The 17459-nt window shown below is 72.6% G+C and carries 18 protein-coding genes; 10 read left to right on the forward strand and 8 right to left on the reverse strand.

All coding sequences use genetic code 11. The annotated features are described in order from the left end of the window. Nucleotides 1-148 precede the first annotated feature (148 nt). On the forward strand, nucleotides 149-862 hold the full coding sequence (locus QZX64_RS14410) for a DUF2652 domain-containing protein (protein ID WP_295661139.1): 714 nt from the start codon (nucleotides 149-151) through the stop codon (nucleotides 860-862). A 29-nt stretch (nucleotides 863-891) separates the two neighbouring features. Here the strand turns inward: QZX64_RS14410 and QZX64_RS14415 are convergent, their stop codons facing one another. The 4 genes from QZX64_RS14415 to QZX64_RS14430 form a co-directional block, all read right to left on the reverse strand. Next, the gene (locus tag QZX64_RS14415) at nucleotides 892-1800 is read right to left on the reverse strand and encodes a hypothetical protein (RefSeq protein WP_295661141.1); all 909 of its coding nucleotides are present in this window, start codon (nucleotides 1798-1800) and stop codon (nucleotides 892-894) included. 166 nt (nucleotides 1801-1966) lie between these two features. Beyond that, on the reverse strand, nucleotides 1967-3091 hold the full coding sequence (gene dusB, locus QZX64_RS14420) for a tRNA dihydrouridine synthase DusB (RefSeq protein ID WP_295661143.1): 1125 nt from the start codon (nucleotides 3089-3091) through the stop codon (nucleotides 1967-1969). A 46-nt stretch (nucleotides 3092-3137) separates the two neighbouring features. Next, nucleotides 3138-4550, reverse strand: a complete 1413-nt coding sequence (locus QZX64_RS14425) for a glycine--tRNA ligase (protein ID WP_295661144.1) — start codon at nucleotides 4548-4550, stop codon at nucleotides 3138-3140. Between the two features lie 52 nt (nucleotides 4551-4602). Further along, complete coding sequence (locus tag QZX64_RS14430; RefSeq protein ID WP_295661146.1) at nucleotides 4603-4923, reverse strand: antibiotic biosynthesis monooxygenase; 321 nt, start codon at nucleotides 4921-4923, stop codon at nucleotides 4603-4605. Nucleotides 4924-4985: 62 nt separating this feature from the next. Between QZX64_RS14430 and QZX64_RS14435 the strand changes: the two genes are divergently transcribed. The 4 genes from QZX64_RS14435 to QZX64_RS14450 are packed head-to-tail and all read left to right on the forward strand — an operon-like array spanning nucleotide 4986 to nucleotide 8086. Next, nucleotides 4986-5909: a metal ABC transporter substrate-binding protein gene (locus tag QZX64_RS14435; RefSeq protein ID WP_295661148.1), complete on the forward strand. Its 924-nt coding sequence runs from the start codon at nucleotides 4986-4988 to the stop codon at nucleotides 5907-5909. Further along, entirely contained in the window at nucleotides 5903-6700 is a 798-nt protein-coding gene (locus QZX64_RS14440) for a metal ABC transporter ATP-binding protein (RefSeq protein ID WP_295661151.1), read from the forward strand. The genes QZX64_RS14435 and QZX64_RS14440 overlap by 7 nt, the downstream gene beginning before the upstream one ends. Beyond that, nucleotides 6697-7692, forward strand: a complete 996-nt coding sequence (locus tag QZX64_RS14445) for a metal ABC transporter permease (protein WP_366558557.1) — start codon at nucleotides 6697-6699, stop codon at nucleotides 7690-7692. The genes QZX64_RS14440 and QZX64_RS14445 overlap by 4 nt, the downstream gene beginning before the upstream one ends. After that, a complete protein-coding gene (locus tag QZX64_RS14450) occupies nucleotides 7679-8086 on the forward strand; it encodes a Fur family transcriptional regulator (RefSeq protein ID WP_295661153.1) in 408 nt (135 codons plus the stop codon). The genes QZX64_RS14445 and QZX64_RS14450 overlap by 14 nt, the downstream gene beginning before the upstream one ends. On the opposite strand, the gene QZX64_RS14455 is transcribed toward QZX64_RS14450, so the two are convergent. Together QZX64_RS14455 and recO are read right to left on the reverse strand one after the other, a co-directional pair. Beyond that, nucleotides 8083-8859, reverse strand: coding sequence for an isoprenyl transferase (locus QZX64_RS14455; protein WP_295661155.1), 777 nt, complete (start codon nucleotides 8857-8859; stop codon nucleotides 8083-8085). The genes QZX64_RS14450 and QZX64_RS14455 overlap by 4 nt on opposite strands. 30 nt (nucleotides 8860-8889) lie before the next feature. Next, nucleotides 8890-9618: a DNA repair protein RecO gene (gene recO, locus QZX64_RS14460; RefSeq protein ID WP_295661157.1), complete on the reverse strand. Its 729-nt coding sequence runs from the start codon at nucleotides 9616-9618 to the stop codon at nucleotides 8890-8892. Between the two features lie 165 nt (nucleotides 9619-9783). On the opposite strand from recO, the gene QZX64_RS14465 reads away from it, so the two are divergent. Continuing rightward, complete coding sequence (locus tag QZX64_RS14465; protein ID WP_295661159.1) at nucleotides 9784-12585, forward strand: ATP-binding protein; 2802 nt, start codon at nucleotides 9784-9786, stop codon at nucleotides 12583-12585. A gap of 27 nt (nucleotides 12586-12612) precedes the next feature. On the opposite strand, the gene QZX64_RS14470 is transcribed toward QZX64_RS14465, so the two are convergent. Both QZX64_RS14470 and leuA read right to left on the reverse strand, forming a co-directional pair. Further along, nucleotides 12613-12873, reverse strand: a complete 261-nt coding sequence (locus tag QZX64_RS14470) for a hypothetical protein (RefSeq protein ID WP_295661160.1) — start codon at nucleotides 12871-12873, stop codon at nucleotides 12613-12615. Between the two features lie 101 nt (nucleotides 12874-12974). Further along, complete coding sequence (gene leuA, locus QZX64_RS14475; RefSeq protein WP_295661162.1) at nucleotides 12975-14708, reverse strand: 2-isopropylmalate synthase; 1734 nt, start codon at nucleotides 14706-14708, stop codon at nucleotides 12975-12977. Nucleotides 14709-14898: 190 nt separating this feature from the next. Here leuA and QZX64_RS14480 point away from each other — a divergent pair, with 190 nt between their 5' ends. From QZX64_RS14480 to QZX64_RS14495, 4 genes are all read left to right on the forward strand, one after another. After that, entirely contained in the window at nucleotides 14899-15669 is a 771-nt protein-coding gene (locus tag QZX64_RS14480; protein WP_295661164.1) for a hypothetical protein, read from the forward strand. A 173-nt stretch (nucleotides 15670-15842) separates the two neighbouring features. Continuing rightward, nucleotides 15843-16337, forward strand: a complete 495-nt coding sequence (locus QZX64_RS14485) for a flavodoxin family protein (protein ID WP_295661166.1) — start codon at nucleotides 15843-15845, stop codon at nucleotides 16335-16337. Further along, a complete protein-coding gene (locus tag QZX64_RS14490) occupies nucleotides 16330-17124 on the forward strand; it encodes a septum formation family protein (RefSeq protein ID WP_295661168.1) in 795 nt (264 codons plus the stop codon). The genes QZX64_RS14485 and QZX64_RS14490 overlap by 8 nt, the downstream gene beginning before the upstream one ends. A gap of 150 nt (nucleotides 17125-17274) precedes the next feature. Next, on the forward strand, nucleotides 17275-17459 hold a 185-nt coding region (locus QZX64_RS14495; protein ID WP_295661170.1), incomplete at its 3' end, for a hypothetical protein.

The raw sequence follows: 17459 nt of genomic DNA on the forward strand, positions 1-17459 counted from the left end.
TCGGCTTCACGCCCAGCGCCCGGGAGGCCGGGGTGGTCGTCGACGGCAGGCTCGACCGGTTCGCACCGGACGGCGACGCCGGGATGCCGACCTGAGGGCACGTCGCCGAGGCGTGCGGCGGCGGTCGGGTCTTGGTAGGTTCGCAGACATGCAGCCTGGGCGCTCGCTCCTCCTCATCGCAGACATCGGGGGCTACACCCGCTACATGAGCACCCACCGGATGAGCCTGGCGCACGCGGAGGTCAACACCGCGAGGCTGCTGGAGACGGTGGTCGACGCCGCTCCCGGCTTCGAGCTGATCGAGATCGAGGGCGACGCGGCCTTCCTGTCCCGCCGCGCGGACGCCTCCGGCCCCGGTGAGGCGGTCCAGGCGACCGTCAGGGCCGCCGTCGCCATGCACCGAGCCTTCCACCTCGAGCGCCGCTACGTCTCGGCCTACCTGTGCCCGTGCCACGGGTGTGCCCAGGTGGACGACCTCCACCTCAAGTTCGTGGCGCACGTGGGCGACGTGGCCACCCAGACCATCAGGCAGCGGCGCAAGCTCGTGGGGATCGACGTCATCCACGTCCACCGGATGCTCAAGAACCCCGTCGACGTGCCGGAGTACGTCCTGTTCTCCGAGGCGCTCTACGGCTCCGCTGCCACGTCGATGCCCGCGCAGGAGGTCGCGCAGGACCTCGAGGGCATCGGGCCGGTGCGGTCCTACTTCGTCGACCTCGCGGACGTCGCAGAGCCGGCTCCCGTCCCCGCGGACCCGTCCCTGGTCGCCCGCCTCGGGCGGACGCTGGCCGTCGCCGGGGCCGGGATGCCGTACATGCTGGGCCTGCGTCGACGGCGCCGTCCCGCAGCCGCCGCCGGCTGAGCCCGCCCCCCAAGGCGGACGCCGCAGGGTCAGTACGTCGTGACGTGCACGTGGTCGTAGTGGTTGGCCGTGGTCGACCCGCGGTCGGACATGCCGCGCCAGCCCTCGCCGCTGCGCTCGACCGACCAGATCCTCTGTGAGTAGATCAGGTAGGAGACGCCGAGCTCCTGGTAGTTGGCGCGGATGAGCTCGGCGATCTCCCAGCCGAGCGACCCGCCGACCATGATGTCGATCGCCAGGCCCTGCGAGTGCTCGCCGTCGCTGCGGAAGGTGCCGTAGCTGGAGATCTGCGGGAACGCCGCGCAGACCGCCTGGTGCACCTTGACGATGTTGGGCGAGACGCCGCTGGGGACGCTGGTGCCGTTGGTGCAGCTGCCGCCGATGGCCTGCACGCCGGGCACGGGCTTCTCGTCGTCGAGGTAGTCGGTGGAGACCCAGCGAGACTCCCCTCCCAGGACGATCTCGGCCCGACCGTCGCGCTTCCGGCCGGTCACGAGGACCTTCCTGCCGGAGTCGACGACGCCCAGCCCGCGCGCCGAGGCGCCGGACTCGCTCCACACGTTGAGGTCCTCGGTGGTCCACAGGCGAGTGTCGGCCTCGCGCACGGCCACGCGGGTGGCCTTGATCTCGCGGCGGGTGGCCTTGATCTCGCGGCGTGCGGCGTCTATCTGCTTCTCGGCCTTGGCCATCCGCGACGAGCCGCGGGTCACGACGGGACCGCGGTCGACGGATCCGCCGATGGAGGCCCGGAGGCCGGAGGGCGCGGTGGCGGTCGAGGCCATCAGGTCCCGTCCCAGCGGTGGCTGCTCGGCCACGACGCCGAGGGTCACCGCGGCGGCGGTCGCCACGACGGCGACGGGCAGGGACAGGAGGGCTGCCTTGGGCAGGCGGGGGGAACGGCGGGCATTGGTTTCCCGCTTGTGGCGATGATGTGCCACAGCGCTGATCCTTTGCTGTTGCTGACTCGGGGGAACGCCCCTCCGCGATCAGACGGTGGGGCGCGAGTGCCGAGTCAAGCACAGACCGCCGCGACCGCCTGCATTCCCGGCGCCTGCCGCGGGGGTGTCCCGCCTCACCGAGCGTGACCGGGCCGTGACCGGCCCGTCATCCTCCCGTGACCTCGTGGGCGTCCTCCTGGAGGTGGGCGCCGGTGCCGTCGGCGTCGTCGAGCCACCCCTCGGGCAGGGCCACCCGCTTGCGCGGCGCCCCCTGGCGACCACGCGGGGTGCCCAGCTCCGAGACCGGGAACGGGGCGTCGCCGTCGAGCTCTGCGAGCAGGGCGTCGAGGGTGGCGAGGGAGTCCACCAGCGCCAGGGCACGGCGCAGCTCGCCCCCGGCGGGGAAGCCCTTGAGGTACCACGTGACGTGCTTGCGGAACTCCTTGCAGCCCCGCTCCTCACCCATGTGCTCGCACAGCAGCTCGGCGTGCCGGCGCATCATGGCGCGGACCTCGCCGAGGTCGGGCAGGGTCGCCACCGACTCACCGCGGAAGGCGGCGGCGAGGTCGCGGAAGAGCCACGGGCGGCCCAGGCAGCCCCGACCCACGACCACGCCGGCGGCCCCCGTCTGCTCCACCATGCGCAGGGCGTCGGAGGCCTCCCAGATGTCGCCGTTGCCCAGCACCGGGATGTCGACGTGCTCGACCAGCCGCCCGATCGACTCCCAGTCGGCCTCCCCGGAGTAGGCCTGCTCGACCGTGCGGCCGTGCAGCGCGATCGCGGCCACCCCGGTCTCCGAGGCGATGCGGCCGGCGTCGAGGTAGGTGAGGTGGTCCTCGTCGAGGCCCTTGCGGGTCTTCATCGTCACCGGCACGTCGTACGGCGCCGCGGCGGCCACCGCGGCGGTGAGGATCTCGGCCAGCAGCCCGCGCTTCCAGGGCAGCGCTCCCCCGCCGCCCTTGCGGGTGACCTTGGGGACCGGGCAGCCGAAGTTGAGGTCGATGTGGTCGACGCCGTGCTCGGCGCAGAGGATCTCGGCCGCCTTCGCGATGTAGACCGGGTCGGTGCCGTAGAGCTGCACCGACCGGGTGGTCTCGAGCTCGTCGAACGCCAGCATCTTCAGCGTGGTCTCGTCCCGCTCGACCAGGCCGCGCGAGGTGATCATCTCGCAGACGTAGAGCCCGGCGCCCTGCTCGGCGCACACGCGCCGGTAGGCGGCGTTGGTGATGCCGGCCATCGGGGCCAGCACCACCGGCACGGGCACCGTGAGCGGGCCGAGGGTCAGCGTCATGGGTCCATTGTCTTTCGCGGGGGTGGCTCCCCGAAATCGTCCGGGCTCAGCAGCCGAGCAGGCGCTCCGCGAAGTAGGCGGAGATCCCCTCGAGGCTGATCCGCTCCTGGACCATGGAGTCGCGCCCGCGGACCGTGACGGCGTTGTCGTCGAGGGTGTCGAAGTCGACGGTGACGCAGTACGGCGTGCCGATCTCGTCCTGGCGGCGGTAGCGGCGGCCGATGGCACCGGAGTCGTCGAACTCGATGTTCCAGCTCTGGCGCAGCTCCTCGGCCAGCGCCTTGGCCTTGGGGCTGAGGTCGGTGTTGCGGCTCAGCGGGAGCACCGCGACCTTGACGGGCGCCAGGCGCGGGTCGAGGCGCAGCACCGTGCGCTTGTCGACACCGCCCTTGGTGTTGGGCGCCTCGTCCTCCTCGTAGGCGTCGATGAGGAACGCCATCAGGGAGCGGGTGAGGCCGGCGGCCGGCTCGATGACGTAGGGGAAGTAGCGCTCGCCGCCAGCCTGGTCGAAGTAGGAGAGGTCGTGCCCGGAGAACTCGCTGTGCTGCCTGAGGTCGAAGTCGGTGCGGTTGGCGATGCCCTCGAGCTCCTCGAAGTCACGGCCGGAGAAGCCGAAGCGGAACTCGATGTCGACGGTGCGCTTGGAGTAGTGGCTGAGCTTCTCCGCGGGGTGCTCGAAGTGGCGCAGGTTGTCGGGGCTGATGCCCAGGCCGGTGTACCAGGCGGTGCGCGTGTCGATCCAGTACTGGTGCAGCTCCTCGTCCTCGCCCGGCTTGACGAAGTACTCCATCTCCATCTGCTCGAACTCGCGGGTGCGGAAGATGAAGTTGCCCGGCGTGATCTCGTTGCGGAAGCTCTTGCCCATCTGGGCGATGCCGAACGGCGGCTTCTTGCGGCTGCTGGTCACCACGTTGGCGAAGTTGAGGAAGATGCCCTGCGCGGTCTCCGGGCGCAGGTAGTGCAGGCCCGACTCGTCCTCGATGACGCCGAGGTAGGTCTTGAGCATCATGTTGAACGCGCGCGGAGGCGTCCACGCGCCTCGGGTGCCGCAGTTGGGGCAGGCCACCGACTCGTTGATGTCGACATCATCAGGGGAGACGGGGTCACCCTTAGCACTCCTCTTGGCGGCGTGGTCCTCCTGGAGGTGGTCCTCGCGGAAGCGCTTGTGGCAGGACTGGCACTCGGTCAGCGGGTCGCTGAAGGTGCTCAGGTGGCCACTGGCCTCCCAGGTGCGGGTGGGCAGGATCACGCTGGAGTCGAGGCCGACGACGTCCTCGCGCGCGGTGACCATGGAGCGCCACCACTGCCGCTTGATGTTCTCCTTCAGCTCCACGCCCAGCGGCCCGTAGTCCCAGGCCGACCGGGTGCCGCCGTAGATCTCGCCGCAGGGGTAGACGAAGCCTCGCCGCTTGCAGAGGGAGACGACGTGGTCGAGGGTCGTTGCGGGCGCCTTGGCCACCGGTGGCTCACTTTCGTGGTGCGGGCCGGCTGGCTGCCGGTCCGGGAGGCGGTCAGCCTAACGAGCGGGCGGCGCGCACGTTGAGGTCGGCTCCCGGCTCCACGAGCTCGAAGGCGCTCGGCTCGTCGATCGCCCGGCTGAGCAGCGGCACGGCGTGCAGCTTGACGTCGTACGCCGACAGGGCGCGGCGATAGGCGCCGACATGCTCCCACCGGGTGCTGAGCACCCACAGCGTCGGGTCGTCGACGTTGCGCCCGATGGTGCCGTCGAGGTAGCCCGGGCGCTCCGCCAGCGCGGCCCGGGCCCGCTCCACGTCGGCGCGGAACGCCGCGTGGTCGGACTCGGGCACGCGGAACCTGTTGACGACCAGCACCCCGTCAGTATGCCGGGTCGCTGCAGTTGACAATGATTCTCAACTGATTGAGAATCATTCTCATGTATCACTCCTCGACGCTCGTCGCGGTCCTAGCCGGTGGCCTCCTGCTCTCCTCGTGCGCCGCGTTCTCCGCCGGCGACACGGACTCCGGGGAGGTGCGGGCCGCCGCGGCGTTCTACCCCCTGGCGTACGCCGCGGAGCGGGTGGGCGGGGACCTGGTCAGCGTCGAGAACCTCACCCGGCCCGGGCAGGAGCCGCACGACCTGGAGCTGAACGTGCGGCAGACCGGGCTGCTGGCCGACGCCGACCTGGTGGTCCTGGAGGAGGGCTTCCAGCCCGCCGTCGACGACGCCACCGAGACCAACGCGACCGGCCGGGTGCTCGACGTGACGAGCGCCGCCGACCTGCTCCCCGCCGAGGACCACGGTGAGGAGGGGCACGCCGAGGAGGAGGAGCACGGCCACGGCTCCACCGACCCGCACTTCTGGCTCGACCCGCTCCGGCTGGCCGACGTCGGCGACGCGGTCGCGGCCGAGCTCGGAGAGGTGGACCCCGACAACGCCGCGACGTACGACGACAACGCGGCCGCGCTGCGCGCCGAGCTGGAGGGCCTCGACGCCGAGTACGCCGACGGGCTGGCGCAGTGCGAGCGGGACACGGTCGTGGTCTCCCACGACGCGTTCGGCTACCTCGCCAAGTACGGCATCCACCTCGAGCCGATCGTCGGCCTCTCCCCCGACGCGGAGCCCACGCCCGCCGACCTGCAGCGGCTCCAGGCGCTGATCCGCGACGAGGGCGTCACCACGGTCTTCTCCGAGCCGTTGACGTCGGCGGCGCCGTCGAGCAGTCTCGCAGGTGACCTCGACATCGACACGGCCGTGCTGGACCCCCTCGAGGGGCTGTCGGCCGACGACGAGGACGACGACTACCTCACGATCATGCGCCGCAACCTCGGCGCCCTGCAGGAGGCCAACGGATGCTGAGCGACCCCGTCCGGCTCCTCGACGGCGGCGTCGCCATCGAGGGGCGCCCCATCCTGCGCGGCATCGACCTCACCGTCCACAGCGGTGAGTTCGTCGCGTTGATGGGGGCCAACGGATCGGGCAAGTCGACCCTGGTGCGCGCCCTCACCGGCCTGCGGGACCTGACGTCGGGCTCGCTGTCGCTCTTCGGGACGCCGCTGGAGCAGTTCCACGACTGGCACCGCGTGGGCTTCGTGCCGCAGCGCAGCGGGGCGGGCTCCGGGGTGCCCGCCTCGGTCTGGGAGGTGGTCGCCTCCGGCCGGCTCACCCACCGCCGGCTGTTCCGGCCGCTCTCGCGAGACGACCGGCGGGCGATCGGCGAGGCGCTCGAGGTGGTCGGCCTGACCGACCTCGCGCGCCTCGGCGTCTCGACGCTCTCCGGCGGCCAGCAGCAGCGGGTGCTCATCGCCCGGGCCCTCGCCGGCGAGCCGGACCTCTTCTTCCTCGACGAGCCGACGGCCGGGGTCGACCTGCCCAACCAGCAGGCCCTGGCCGACACCCTGGCCGTGCTCTCCGGGCGCGGGGCGACGATCGTGCTCGTCGCCCACGAGCTCGGGCCGATGGCGCCGCTGGTCCACCGGGCGGTGGTGATGCGCGACGGCCGCAAGGCCTACGACGGCGCTCCCCTGGCCGACCACGAGGTGCACGACCCGGCGTTCGGCGAGCCGCACACCCATCACCACCACGCCGGCCGGCGCGACCACGCCCACGCCCCGCACGTCGCCGGTCCGTTCGAGGGGCGCCGACCGTGATCGACCTGCTCTCCACCCCGTTCATGCAGCGCGCGCTCATCGCCGCCTTCCTCACCGGGCTGGCGGCCCCGGCCGTCGGGACCTACCTGGTGCAGCGCCGGCTGGCGCTGATGGGCGACGGCATCGGGCACGTCGCCGTCACCGGCGTCGCGCTCGGCCTCGTCACCGGCGCCTCGCCCACGTGGACCGCGGTGGCCGTGGCGGTCGTCGGCGCCTTCCTCATGGAGCTGATCCGCGAGCGGGGCCACACCAACGGCGACGTCGCCCTGGCGCTGCTGTTCTACGGCGGCCTGGCCGGTGGCGTGCTCATCACCGGGCTCGACGGGCAGAGCACGGCGCCCCTCCAGCGCTACCTCTTCGGCTCCATCCTCACCATCGCCCCCGGCGACGTGCTGGTGACGATGGGCCTGGCGGCCGTCGTCATCGTGCTCTGCGTGGGGCTCGCGCCCCAGCTCTTCGCCGTGGCCCAGGACGAGGAGTTCGCCCGCGTGGCCGGCCTCAGCACCCGCGCCTACAACATCCTGGTGGCGGTCGTGGCCGCGGTGTCGGTCACCGTCGCGATGCGCACGGTGGGCCTGCTGCTGGTCTCGGCGCTCATGGTCGTGCCGGTCGCCACCGCGCAGCAGGTCACCCGGTCCTTCCGCACCACGCTGGCGCTCGCGATGGGCCTCGGCGTCGCCGCGTCGCTCGGCGGGGTGCTCGTCTCGGCGCTGGTCTCCTACCGCGCCGACGTGGCCCCCGGACCGGCGATCGTGCTGACCTCGCTCACGGGCTTCCTGCTGGCCTGGCCGGTGGGCCTGCTGCTGCGACAGCGCCGACGCCGTGCGGCGCCCTTCGCGGGCGTCGTACCCCCGGAGCACCTGACGACCGAGCATCCCCACGAGCACGGCGAGGAGTGCGGCCACCGCGCGGTCCAGCACGGCGACCACCTCGACTACGTCCACGACGGCCACCGCCACGCAGCCCACGAGAAGCACTATGACGAGCACTGACCCCGGTCCGCTGCGGCCCACCCGGCAGCGGCGGGCGGTGGTCGGCGTGCTCGGCACCTTCGCCGACTTCCGCTCCGCCCAGGACATCCACGAGCTGCTGACCAGCGCCGGCGAGAAGGTCGGGCTGGCCACCGTCTACCGCACGCTGGCGGCGCTGGCCGACGCCGGTGAGGTCGACGTCCTGCGCAACGAGGACGGCGAGGCGGTCTACCGCAGCTGCTCCGACAGCCACCACCACCACCTGGTGTGCCGCTCGTGCGGCGCGACGGTGGAGGTGGAGGGGCCTGCCGTCGAGCGTTGGACCCGGGCGATCGCCGAGCAGCACGGCTTCACCGACGTCAGCCACACCCTGGAGATCTTCGGCACCTGCACCGCCTGCTCCGGCTCGTCCTAGGCGTTCGGCAGCGCGCCGCCGTACCTCCGGTCGCGCCGCGCGTAGGTGTCGATCGCCTCCCACAGGTGGCGCCGGTCGACGTCGGGCCAGAGCACATCGGTGAAGACGAGCTCGGAGTACGCCGACTGCCAGAGCATGAAGTTGGAGAGCCGCTGCTCCCCCGAGGTGCGCCAGACCAGGTCGGCGTCGCTCCACCCGGGCACGTAGAGGTGGCGGGCGAAGACCCTCTGGTCGACCTTCTCGGGGTCGAGGCGGCCGGCGGCAACCTCCCTCGCGATCGACCGGGCCGCGTCGGCGAGCTCGGCCCGGCCGCCGTAGTTGACGCACATCGTCAGCGTGAGCACGTCGTTCTCGCGCGTCAGCTCCTCGGCCACCCGGAGCTCCTTGACCACCGACCTCCACAGCCGCGGCGCACGCCCGGCCCAGCGGACCCGCACGCCGAGCTCGTGCATCTCGTCGCGCCGGCGGCGGATCACGTCGCGGTTGAAGCCCATCAGGAACCGCACCTCATCGGGCGACCGCGACCAGTTCTCGGTGGAGAAGGCGTAGGCCGACACGGCGCGCACGCCGATCTCGATCGCGCCCTCGACCACGTCGAAGAGCGAGCTCTCCCCGGCCTCGTGCCCGCGAGTGCGCGGGAGCCCGCGCTCCTTGGCCCAGCGGCCGTTGCCGTCCATCACGACCGCGACGTGGCGCGGCACCAGCTCGCGGGGCACGGCGGGAGGCCGGGCGCCGCTGGGGTGCGGCGTCGGCGGTCGGACTGCTCGCTTCACGCAGAGCAGACTAGGGCGTGCGCCGGCCGGTCAGCGCTCGACGTGCTCCAGCGACCGCAGGCCGCGCTCGAGGTGCCAGTGCAGGTAGGCCGAGACCAGGCCGCTGGCCTCCTTGCGGTGTCGCGGCTCGGTGGCGGCCACCGCCGGCCAGTCGCCGGTGAGCAGGGCGCTCATCAGCAGCAGCGTCTCGGGCGCCGGCGTGGCCGAGCCCGGCACCCGGCAGTGCGAGCACAGCACCCCGCCCGACGAGGGGCTGAAGAACCGGTGCGGACCCACCTCGCCGCAGCGCACGCAGTGGTCGAACGACGGCGCGTAGCCGGCCACCGACAGCGAGCGCAGCAGGTAGGAGTCGAGCACCTGCCCGGCCCGCTGCTCCCCCGCCGCCATCGCGCGCAGGCCACCGACCAGCAGGAGGAACTGCTGGAGCGCGGGCTCCTTGTCCTCCACCACCAGGCGCTCGGCGGTCTCCAGCATCGCGGTGCCGGCGGTGTAGCGGTCGTAGTCGAGACCGAGGCGGCCGTGGAACGGCGTGATCGTCTCGGCTTGCGTGATCACGTCGAGCGAACGGCCCTCCGCGAGCTGCAGGTCGACGTGGGTGAACGGCTCCAGCCGGGACCCCCACCGCGAGGTGGTGCGACGCACGCCCTTCGCCACGGCCCGCACCCGACCGTGCTGACGCGTCAGCAGGGTGATGATGCGGTCGGCCTCGCCCAGCTTGTGGGTGCGCAGCACGATCGCCTCGTCGCGGTAGAGGGGCACCCCCTCATTGTGCCTGCCCGGCCCCGGGTACGGCGGCCGGCACGGCCGTGCGCGAGCGCCCCGTCGTCGCCGCCGTACCACCACGGGGCGAGATGTGACCGAGACGATCAATTTTCCTCCTGCGGAGAGTGCGGACACGGGGCCGGGCCTGCAAGGATCGGAGACATGTCGACCAGGGCTCGGGAACTGGGCGATCGGCGCGCCGTCGTGGCGCTCCTCGTCCTCGTCCTCGCTGCGGCCTGCCTGGCCCTGGGCATCACCGCACCGGGTCCCACCGAGGTGGTCACGTGGTGGCCGGCCGTCGGTGTCGTGGCCGTGCTCGCCACGGTGACGAGCCGGTCCTGGTGGTGGTGGGCCCTGCCGCTCGCGCTGCTCGCCAACGGCTCCGCCAACCTCGTGTTCGGGCGACCCCTGGACCTCTCCGTCGTCCTCAGCCTCATCGTGGTCGCCGAGGGCGCGCTCTTCGCCGTCCTCGTGCGCCGGCGCCCCGGCGGACCGACCATGGTGACCCAGCGCGACTTCCTCCGTCTCTTCGCGGCGGCCTGCCTGTCCGCCGGCCTGGGAGGAGTGGCGGGCGCCCTGGCCATCCCGCCCGTCACCGGGACCGGCGACTCCCGCGACCTCCTGCTCACGATCGCGCCGTCCCACGCCGCCGCGATCCTCGTCATCACGCCGTTGGCGCTGAGCTGGCGGCGGTCGTTGCTGCCGATCCGCGGCTCCGAGCTCGTCCTGCAGTCGACCATCCTCACGGTGGCCGCGATCGGGACGTTCTGGTTCAGCGACGCCCTGGCCATGACCTTCCTGCCGCTGCCGTTCCTCGTCTGGGCGGCCTTCCAGTTCGGGCTGCGGGTGGTCGCCTGGCAGGTCGCCGCGCTGGCACTCGTCGCGACCGGCTCGACGGCGCTCAACCGGGGACCCTTCGCTGTGGGCTTCGACAGCGACAGCCTGCTCGCCGCGACCTCGCTGGTGCAGACCTTCCTCGTCTGCATGGTGCTCATCTGCGTGCCGCTGGCGGTCAACGTCGAGCAGGGACGCCGCCTCCTCGAGCGGGTCCGCGCCAGCAGCGAGCTCTTCCGCCAGAACTTCTCCGAGTCGCTGCTCTCCATCCTCGTCCTGCGGACGGGCGACGGCCGGCTGGAGATCTTCGACGCCAACACCACCTCCGCCGGGCTGCTCGGACGGCGGGTCGACCGCCTCATCGGCCTGCCGCTGGACGCCGTCGTCGCCACCGACACCCCCATGGCGGAGGTCACCGCGTCGATGCTGCAGGGCAGCCTCGACGGCTGGCGCGACGAGGGCACCCTGGTCGACCGCCCCGGGAGCCGCATCGCGGTCTCGATCGCCCGGCTGGCCGGGCCCTACGAGGAGCCCATGTTCAGCGCCCAGCTGCTCGACCTCACCACCGAGCGCGAGGCCACGGCCGGCCTGCGGGCCGAGCGTGCGCTCACCGACATCACCCTGGACGCCACCCCCTGCTTCATCCTGGTGGCGGACATGCGCGGCACCGTGCTGCGCGTCAACCGCGCCACGACGCGGATCACCGGCTTCCCCGAGAAGCACCTCGTCGGCCGGCCGATCTGGGAGACCATCACCTCGCCGGAGTCTCGCGAGGCCGTCCGGGCGATGTACGACGACCCCTCGGGCCGCGGCATCGTCGGCGCCGGCGAGTCGGGCGTCAACACCCGCGACGGCGACCTGCTGCGGATCCTGTGGAGCAACGACGTGGTGCGCGACGAGCACGGCGACGCGGCGTACGCCGTGCTCACCGGGCTCGACGTCACCGTGGAGCGCAACGCGTCGGGGTTGATGCGACACATGCTGGCGGCCGCGCTGAGCACCGCCCTGATCGGCCTCGACGACCGGGGCCGCATCACCGTCTTCAACGCCGGTGCCGAGCAGATCCTCGGCTACGACAGCTACGCCGCCCTCGGCATGGACTTCACCGAGCTCCTCGAGCCGGACGCCTTCGCGGCGTGGACGGCCGAGCAGGAGGCCCCGGCGACCTTCGACACCCTGGCCAGCAGCATGACCGGCGGGCGCACCATCTCCGAGGACTGGCGCTGGTGCCGCGGCGACGGCTCCTCCACGCTGGTGTCGATGACGCTCAGCGTCGTCGAGGACAGCTACGGCCACCAGGTGGGCTACCTCTGCGTCGCCAGCGACGTGACCGACGTCCGCCGCAGCGAGGAGCTGCTGGTCTCGGCGCTCGAGAAGGAGCGGCTCGTCGTCGACCGCCTCCGCGACCTCGACGCCGCCAAGGACGAGTTCGTCTCCACGGTCAGCCACGAGCTCCGCACGCCGGTGGCGAACATCGTGGGCTACACCGAGGTGCTCATCGACCGCGGCTTCGGCGACGTGGCCGAGGAGCAGCTCTCCGCCCTCGACGCCATCAACCGCAACGGCGAGCGCCTCATCACCCTCGCCAACAACCTGCTGACCCTCAACGGCCTGGCGGCGGACAGCCTCCGGTGGGAGCGCACCGAGGTCGACCTCACCCAGACGGTCCGCGCCGCGGAGTCGGCCGTCGCGCCGCTGCTCAAGGAGCGCGACATCGCGGTGTCCTTCCAGAGCCCCGCGTGGCCGGTGGTGGTCCTCGGTGACGGCCCGCACCTCGAGCGCGTGCTCACGAACCTGCTCAGCAACGCCGTGAAGTTCACCGAGGACGGCGGGTCGGTCGCGTGTCGCCTCGACACCCGGCCGGACGAGGCGATGATCACCGTGCGCGACACCGGCCTGGGCATCCCCAAGGAGGAGCAGCAGGGGCTCTTCGACAGGTTCTGGCGCAGCTCCACCTCGCAGCTGCGGCACATCCAGGGCACCGGTCTCGGGCTCGCGATCGTGCAGGCGGTCGTCGCGGCCCACGGCGGCACCGTCAGCATCGAGTCCGAGCACCTGCAGGGCACGACGGTGTCGGTGACCCTGCCGCTCCACCGCGAGCGCACGCGCCGGCTCGGCTCGACCGGCTGACCGTGGCGGCCGACCGGGCCGCGAGGCTCAGGCGGCCAGGACCAGCCAGCGGCGCAGGGCCTCGCCGACCACCGCGTCGCTGATGTGGTGCACGGGCACCACCACCCGCGGCGGGGCGTCGCCCTCGATCAGCACCAGCACGGTGCCGTGCAGCCACTCGTGGGTGGCACGGGTGCGGGTCTCGGAGTCGTGGCGCGGTGCGTCGTCGACGGTGCTGACCTCGACGGGCCGGCCGTCGGAGAGCTGTCCGTCGACGTAGGAGAGTGCCTTGTTCACGCGGATGTCCATGATCGGGCTCCTGTCTGTTCTCGGGGACGTCACAGGTCTATCGGTGCGCGCCGGGCGTCCCTGAGCAGAACGCCGGCACGCGTCTCGCCGGCGGCCGCGGGCTAGGCGCGGTTGACCGCGCTGGTGACCGCCCTGAGGCTGGCGGTGACGATGTTGGCGTCCAGCCCCACGCCCCACAGCACCTGGTCACCCACCGCGCACTCGACGTACGCCGCGGCGATCGCGTCCCCGCCCGAGGACAGGGCGTGCTCGTGGTAGTCGAGCACCCGCACGTCGTACTGCTGCGGCAGCTCGTTGATGGCGCTGACGAACGCAGCGATCGGACCGTTGCCCGTGCCGCTGAGGGTGGTGAGCACGCCCTCGACGTGCACGCCGACCGTGAGCTGGTCCTTCTCGCCGGCCGCCGAGGAGGTGTGCACCGAGTCGAGCGAGAGCGGGGTGGTGGGGTGGAGGTACTCGTCGGAGAAGACCTGCCAGATCTCCTGCGGCGTGACCTCGCCGCCCTCGGCGTCGGTGCGGCCCTGCACGACGCGGCTGAACTCGATCTGCGCGCGGCGGGGCAGGTCGAGCCGGTGCTCGGACTTCAGCAGGTAGGCCACGCCGCCCTTGCCCGACTGGCTGTTCACACGGATGACCGCCTCGTAGGTGCGGCCGACGTCCTTGGGGTCGATCGGGAGGTACGGCGCCTCCCACGGCAGGTCGTGCACGTCGACGCCCGTCGCTGCCGCCTGCCTCTCGAGGTCCTCGAGGCCCTTCTTGATGGCGTCCTGGTGGGAGCCGGAGAAGGCGGTGTAGACGAGGTCGCCGGCGTAGGGGTGGCGCGGGTGGACGGGGAGGTTGGTGCAGTACTCCACGGTGCGGCGTACCTCGTCGATGTCGCCGAGGTCGACCTGGGGGTCGATGCCCTGGCTGAACAGGTTCATCGCGAGCGTCACCAGGCAGACGTTGCCGGTGCGCTCGCCGTGGCCGAAGAGGCAGCCCTCGACGCGGTCGGCGCCGGCCATCAGCGCCAGCTCGGTGGCGGCGACGGCGGTGCCCCGGTCGTTGTGGGGGTGCAGGGAGACCGCGGAGTGCTCACGCCGCGTCAGGCCGCGGATGAAGTACTCGATCTGGTCGGCGTAGGTGTTGGGCGTCGACATCTCGACCGTCGCCGGCAGGTTGAGGATGATCTCCCGCCCCGCCTCGGGCTGCCACACGTCGCTGACCGCCTCGCAGACGTCGAGCGCGAAGTCGGTGCCGGTCTGGGTGAAGATCTCGGGGCTGTACTGGTAGCCGAACCGCTCGCCGCCCACGAGGTCGCCCAGCAGCTCCTCGGCGTACTTCATGACCATCTCGGTGCCGCGGGTGGCGATGGCGCGGCACTCGTCGGGCGTGACGCCGAAGACCACGCGCTGGAAGAGCGGTGCGGTCGCGTTGTAGAGGTGCACGGTCGCCCGGTCGACGCCGACCAGCGACTGGACCGTGCGCTCGATGAGGTCCTCGCGCGCCTGGGTCAGCACGGAGATCTGCACGTCGTCGGGGATGCGGTCCTCCTCGACGAGCTTGCGCACGAAGTCGAAGTCGGCCTGGCTGGCGCTCGGGAAGCCGACCTCGATCTCCTTGTAGCCCAGCTTCACCAGCAGGTCGAACATCGTGAGCTTGCGCGCCGGGGTCATCGGGTCGATCAGGGCCTGGTTGCCGTCGCGCAGGTCGGTGGAGAGCCACCGCGGCGCGTGGGTGACCCTCCTGGTCGGCCACGTGCGGTCCGGGACGTCGACGGGCTCAAAGGCGACGTACCGCTGGAAGGGCATCCCGGACGGGGACTGCGCATTGGTGCTGTTGCTCAGGTGGGTCATGGGGTTCCTCGGCTGCGAGAGGTGGTCGGGGCCGGTGCACGCCACGCTCTCCGCAGCGAGGGGGCCCGGCGTCAGGCCTCGCTGCGGCGGCGAAGGAGGAGCAGTGCGCGCTTCATGACGTGATCACGATATCCGCACGATGCCCGGGTGGCACGTGCGTGTCCGCATCGCGGTGCACCACGATGTCGGGATGGAGCCCCGAGGCCTGCTGGCCGCCGTACCGCTGCTGCTGCTGGTGGTCGGGTGCGGCGCGCAGACGAGTGTGGCCTCCGAGCCGAAGCGCCTGCCGGTGCGCACGGTCGACGGCGAGGTGCAGGTGGGCTGCGGGAGCGGTTCCTCCTGGTCCCCGGCCGTGATGGCCGACGGCGTGCCCGGGGTGGTGGAGCGGGACGTGGTGGTCGAGGCCTTCCGGGAGCTGCTCGCCGACCCGGAGCTGTCCGGGGAGCTGGAGCTGTCGTTCCTGAGCGCCGGGGCGGAGGAGACGGAGTGGCGGGTGCTGGCCGGCGACGGCGACGCCCTGACCCTGGGGCTGGGCTCCTGGACCGAGGCCGGGCCGGCCGAGGGGGCACGGACCTTCGCGATGGCCCGCGAGGGTCGGCGGTGGCGGTGGCTGGGCGGCGGCGACTGCCCGCACCTGGGGCCCGTGCTGGCCGACGACGCCGACGGCTGGGTGGAGGTCACGGGGCTCTCGGCCCCCGCCGCCGACACCGGCGAGGTGACCGTCGTGGTCTCCGAGATCGCCTGCACCGGCGCCCGGGACCCCGGCCCCTTCCTCCACGAGCCCACGGTCGTGGAGACCGACCAGTCCGTCACCGTCTACTGGACGACGACGCCGCCCGAGTCGGCGTCGTGTCCGGGCAACCCGTCGGTCGAGCGCACGCTGGAGCTCGGCGCGCCCCTGGGCGAGCGGGCACTGCTCGACGGCTCGTCCTGGCCGCCCGCTCCGGTGCCCCGTTCCTGAGCGCTGTGGCAGGGCGCGGCCGTGGACCACGACCCAGGTGCTGGTGTCGTCCACCTTCCAGGCGCCGGGTCTCTCTCAGCGCTCGGGGTACGCCGAGCTCGCCCGCTCCGACGGCCTGCCCGTCGCAGGGGAGGCCGACGTGCACCTCTGCAAGGCCCTCTAGCCTGATTCGCATGCCGCGGCTGCTGATCGTCCACCACTCCCCCACCCCGACGGTGCGGGCGCTCACGGACGCGGTCGTCGCCGGCGCGCACGACGACGCCGTCGAGGGGATCCACGTGGTGGTGCGCGCGGCGCTCGACGCCCGTGCTGACGACGTCCTCTCCGCCGACGGCTACCTGCTCGGCACGACGGCCAACTTCGGCTACATGTCAGGAGCGCTCAAGCACTTCTTCGACACGATCTTCCTCGAGGCCGGCGGCGCGCTCGGCGACGACGGGTCGGCCGCGGTGGCCGGCGCGGGCAGGAAGCCGTTCGGCCTGTGGGTGCACGGCCGCTACGACACGACCGGTGCGGTGCGCTCGGTGCAGTCGATCGTGCAGGCGCTGTCGTGGTCGCAGGCCGCGGCGGTGCTCGAGGTGCTCGGCGACGTCGGCGAGGCGCAGCGCGAGGCGGCGTACGAGCTCGGAGGCACGCTCGCGGCGCTGCTGGAGGCGCGGCATGCGTGAGGTCGTCGCCGCGCTGCTCGTCGCCGCGGCGCTGGGCGCCGGGTGCAGCGGTGACGACGCCGCGGCCCCCGCCGGGTCACGGGCCTCGAGCACCCCTGCGGCCCCGACCACGGCTCCCGAGCCCGTGTCCCCCGAGCCGCCGCAGAACGGCGCCTGCTACCGCCTGACGTACGACGAGGCCGTCGCGCCCACCGTGGACGCCGCGCCCGTCCGGTGCCGGCGCCCGCACACCGCGCGGACCTTCCGCGTCGGCCGGCTGGACCGGGGCGTCGAGGTCGACTCGGCGCGCGCGCAGCGGAAGGCGCAGGAGACGTGCACGCAGCGGCTCGGGCCGCACCTGGGCGCCGGCCGCGAGGCACTGCGGCTCTCCCTGGTCGAGACGGTGTGGTTCACCCCGACGCTCGAGGAGGCTGCTGCCGGCGCCCGCTGGTTCCGCTGCGACGCCATCGCGACCGCGGGGGCCGGGCGACTGCTGAGGCTTCCCCGCCCGCTGGAGGGCTCGCTCGACGCGCTGGCCCTGTGCGCGACCGCCGAGCCCGGTCGTCGAGCCTCGCGCCGCGTCGCCTGCTCCGCCCGGCACGCGTGGCGCGCCATCGCCACCGTCGACCTCGGCGGGTCGGCGTACCCCACGGCGCAGCAGGTGGCCGACGCCATGCAGGGCACGTGTCGCTCCCGCGCGCGGGACGCCGCCGCCGACCCGCTGAACCTCACGTGGAGCGAGGAGCGGCCCACCCGCGCCCAGTGGCGGGCCGGGCAGCGGTACGGCGTCTGCTGGGTGCCGGACTGATGCGCAGTGCGACGCGCCGGCGGCCGGTCGAGGTGTGAAGGAGCGCCGGCGACGAGCCTCGAAACAGGTCGGAGGGACGTCGCGATTGGTCGTCCACAGGGGGCGTCCTGGAGGCCTCGAAATGTCGGTGGTCCCTGGTTGAGTTCTCCTATGGCCACCATGACGAGCGAGCTTCCCGACACCGCGGCAGCGGTGCTCGGCTACGCCCGTTCGCGCCGTGCCATCGCCGACCGTGCGGAGGCGGAGCTGCTGGTGGCGGCGTGCCGGTGGGCCGACCTGCACCCCGCCACCGAGGACTCCGCCGCCGCCTTCACCACGCCCGGTGGCGGTGAGCA

It is taken from the genome of uncultured Nocardioides sp., assembly GCF_902805925.1.
In the GTDB taxonomy this organism is placed as follows: Bacteria; Actinomycetota; Actinomycetes; order Propionibacteriales; family Nocardioidaceae; genus Nocardioides.

What these genes read in the sequence shown, in the direction of transcription:
- QZX64_RS14465 (WP_295661159.1), top strand. Translation starts at nt 9,784, where the DNA reads ATGTCGACCAGGGCTCGGGAACTGGGCGATCGGCGCGCCGTCGTGGCG.
- QZX64_RS14490 (WP_295661168.1), top strand. Translation starts at nt 16,330, where the DNA reads ATGCGTGAGGTCGTCGCCGCGCTGCTCGTCGCCGCGGCGCTGGGCGCC.
- QZX64_RS14410 (WP_295661139.1), top strand. Translation starts at nt 149, where the DNA reads ATGCAGCCTGGGCGCTCGCTCCTCCTCATCGCAGACATCGGGGGCTAC.
- dusB (WP_295661143.1), bottom strand. Translation starts at nt 3,091, where the DNA reads ATGACGCTGACCCTCGGCCCGCTCACGGTGCCCGTGCCGGTGGTGCTG.
- QZX64_RS14480 (WP_295661164.1), top strand. Translation starts at nt 14,899, where the DNA reads ATGGAGCCCCGAGGCCTGCTGGCCGCCGTACCGCTGCTGCTGCTGGTG.
- QZX64_RS14440 (WP_295661151.1), top strand. Translation starts at nt 5,903, where the DNA reads ATGCTGAGCGACCCCGTCCGGCTCCTCGACGGCGGCGTCGCCATCGAG.
- QZX64_RS14435 (WP_295661148.1), top strand. Translation starts at nt 4,986, where the DNA reads ATGTATCACTCCTCGACGCTCGTCGCGGTCCTAGCCGGTGGCCTCCTG.
- leuA (WP_295661162.1), bottom strand. Translation starts at nt 14,708, where the DNA reads ATGACCCACCTGAGCAACAGCACCAATGCGCAGTCCCCGTCCGGGATG.
- QZX64_RS14470 (WP_295661160.1), bottom strand. Translation starts at nt 12,873, where the DNA reads ATGGACATCCGCGTGAACAAGGCACTCTCCTACGTCGACGGACAGCTC.
- QZX64_RS14450 (WP_295661153.1), top strand. Translation starts at nt 7,679, where the DNA reads ATGACGAGCACTGACCCCGGTCCGCTGCGGCCCACCCGGCAGCGGCGG.
- QZX64_RS14485 (WP_295661166.1), top strand. Translation starts at nt 15,843, where the DNA reads ATGCCGCGGCTGCTGATCGTCCACCACTCCCCCACCCCGACGGTGCGG.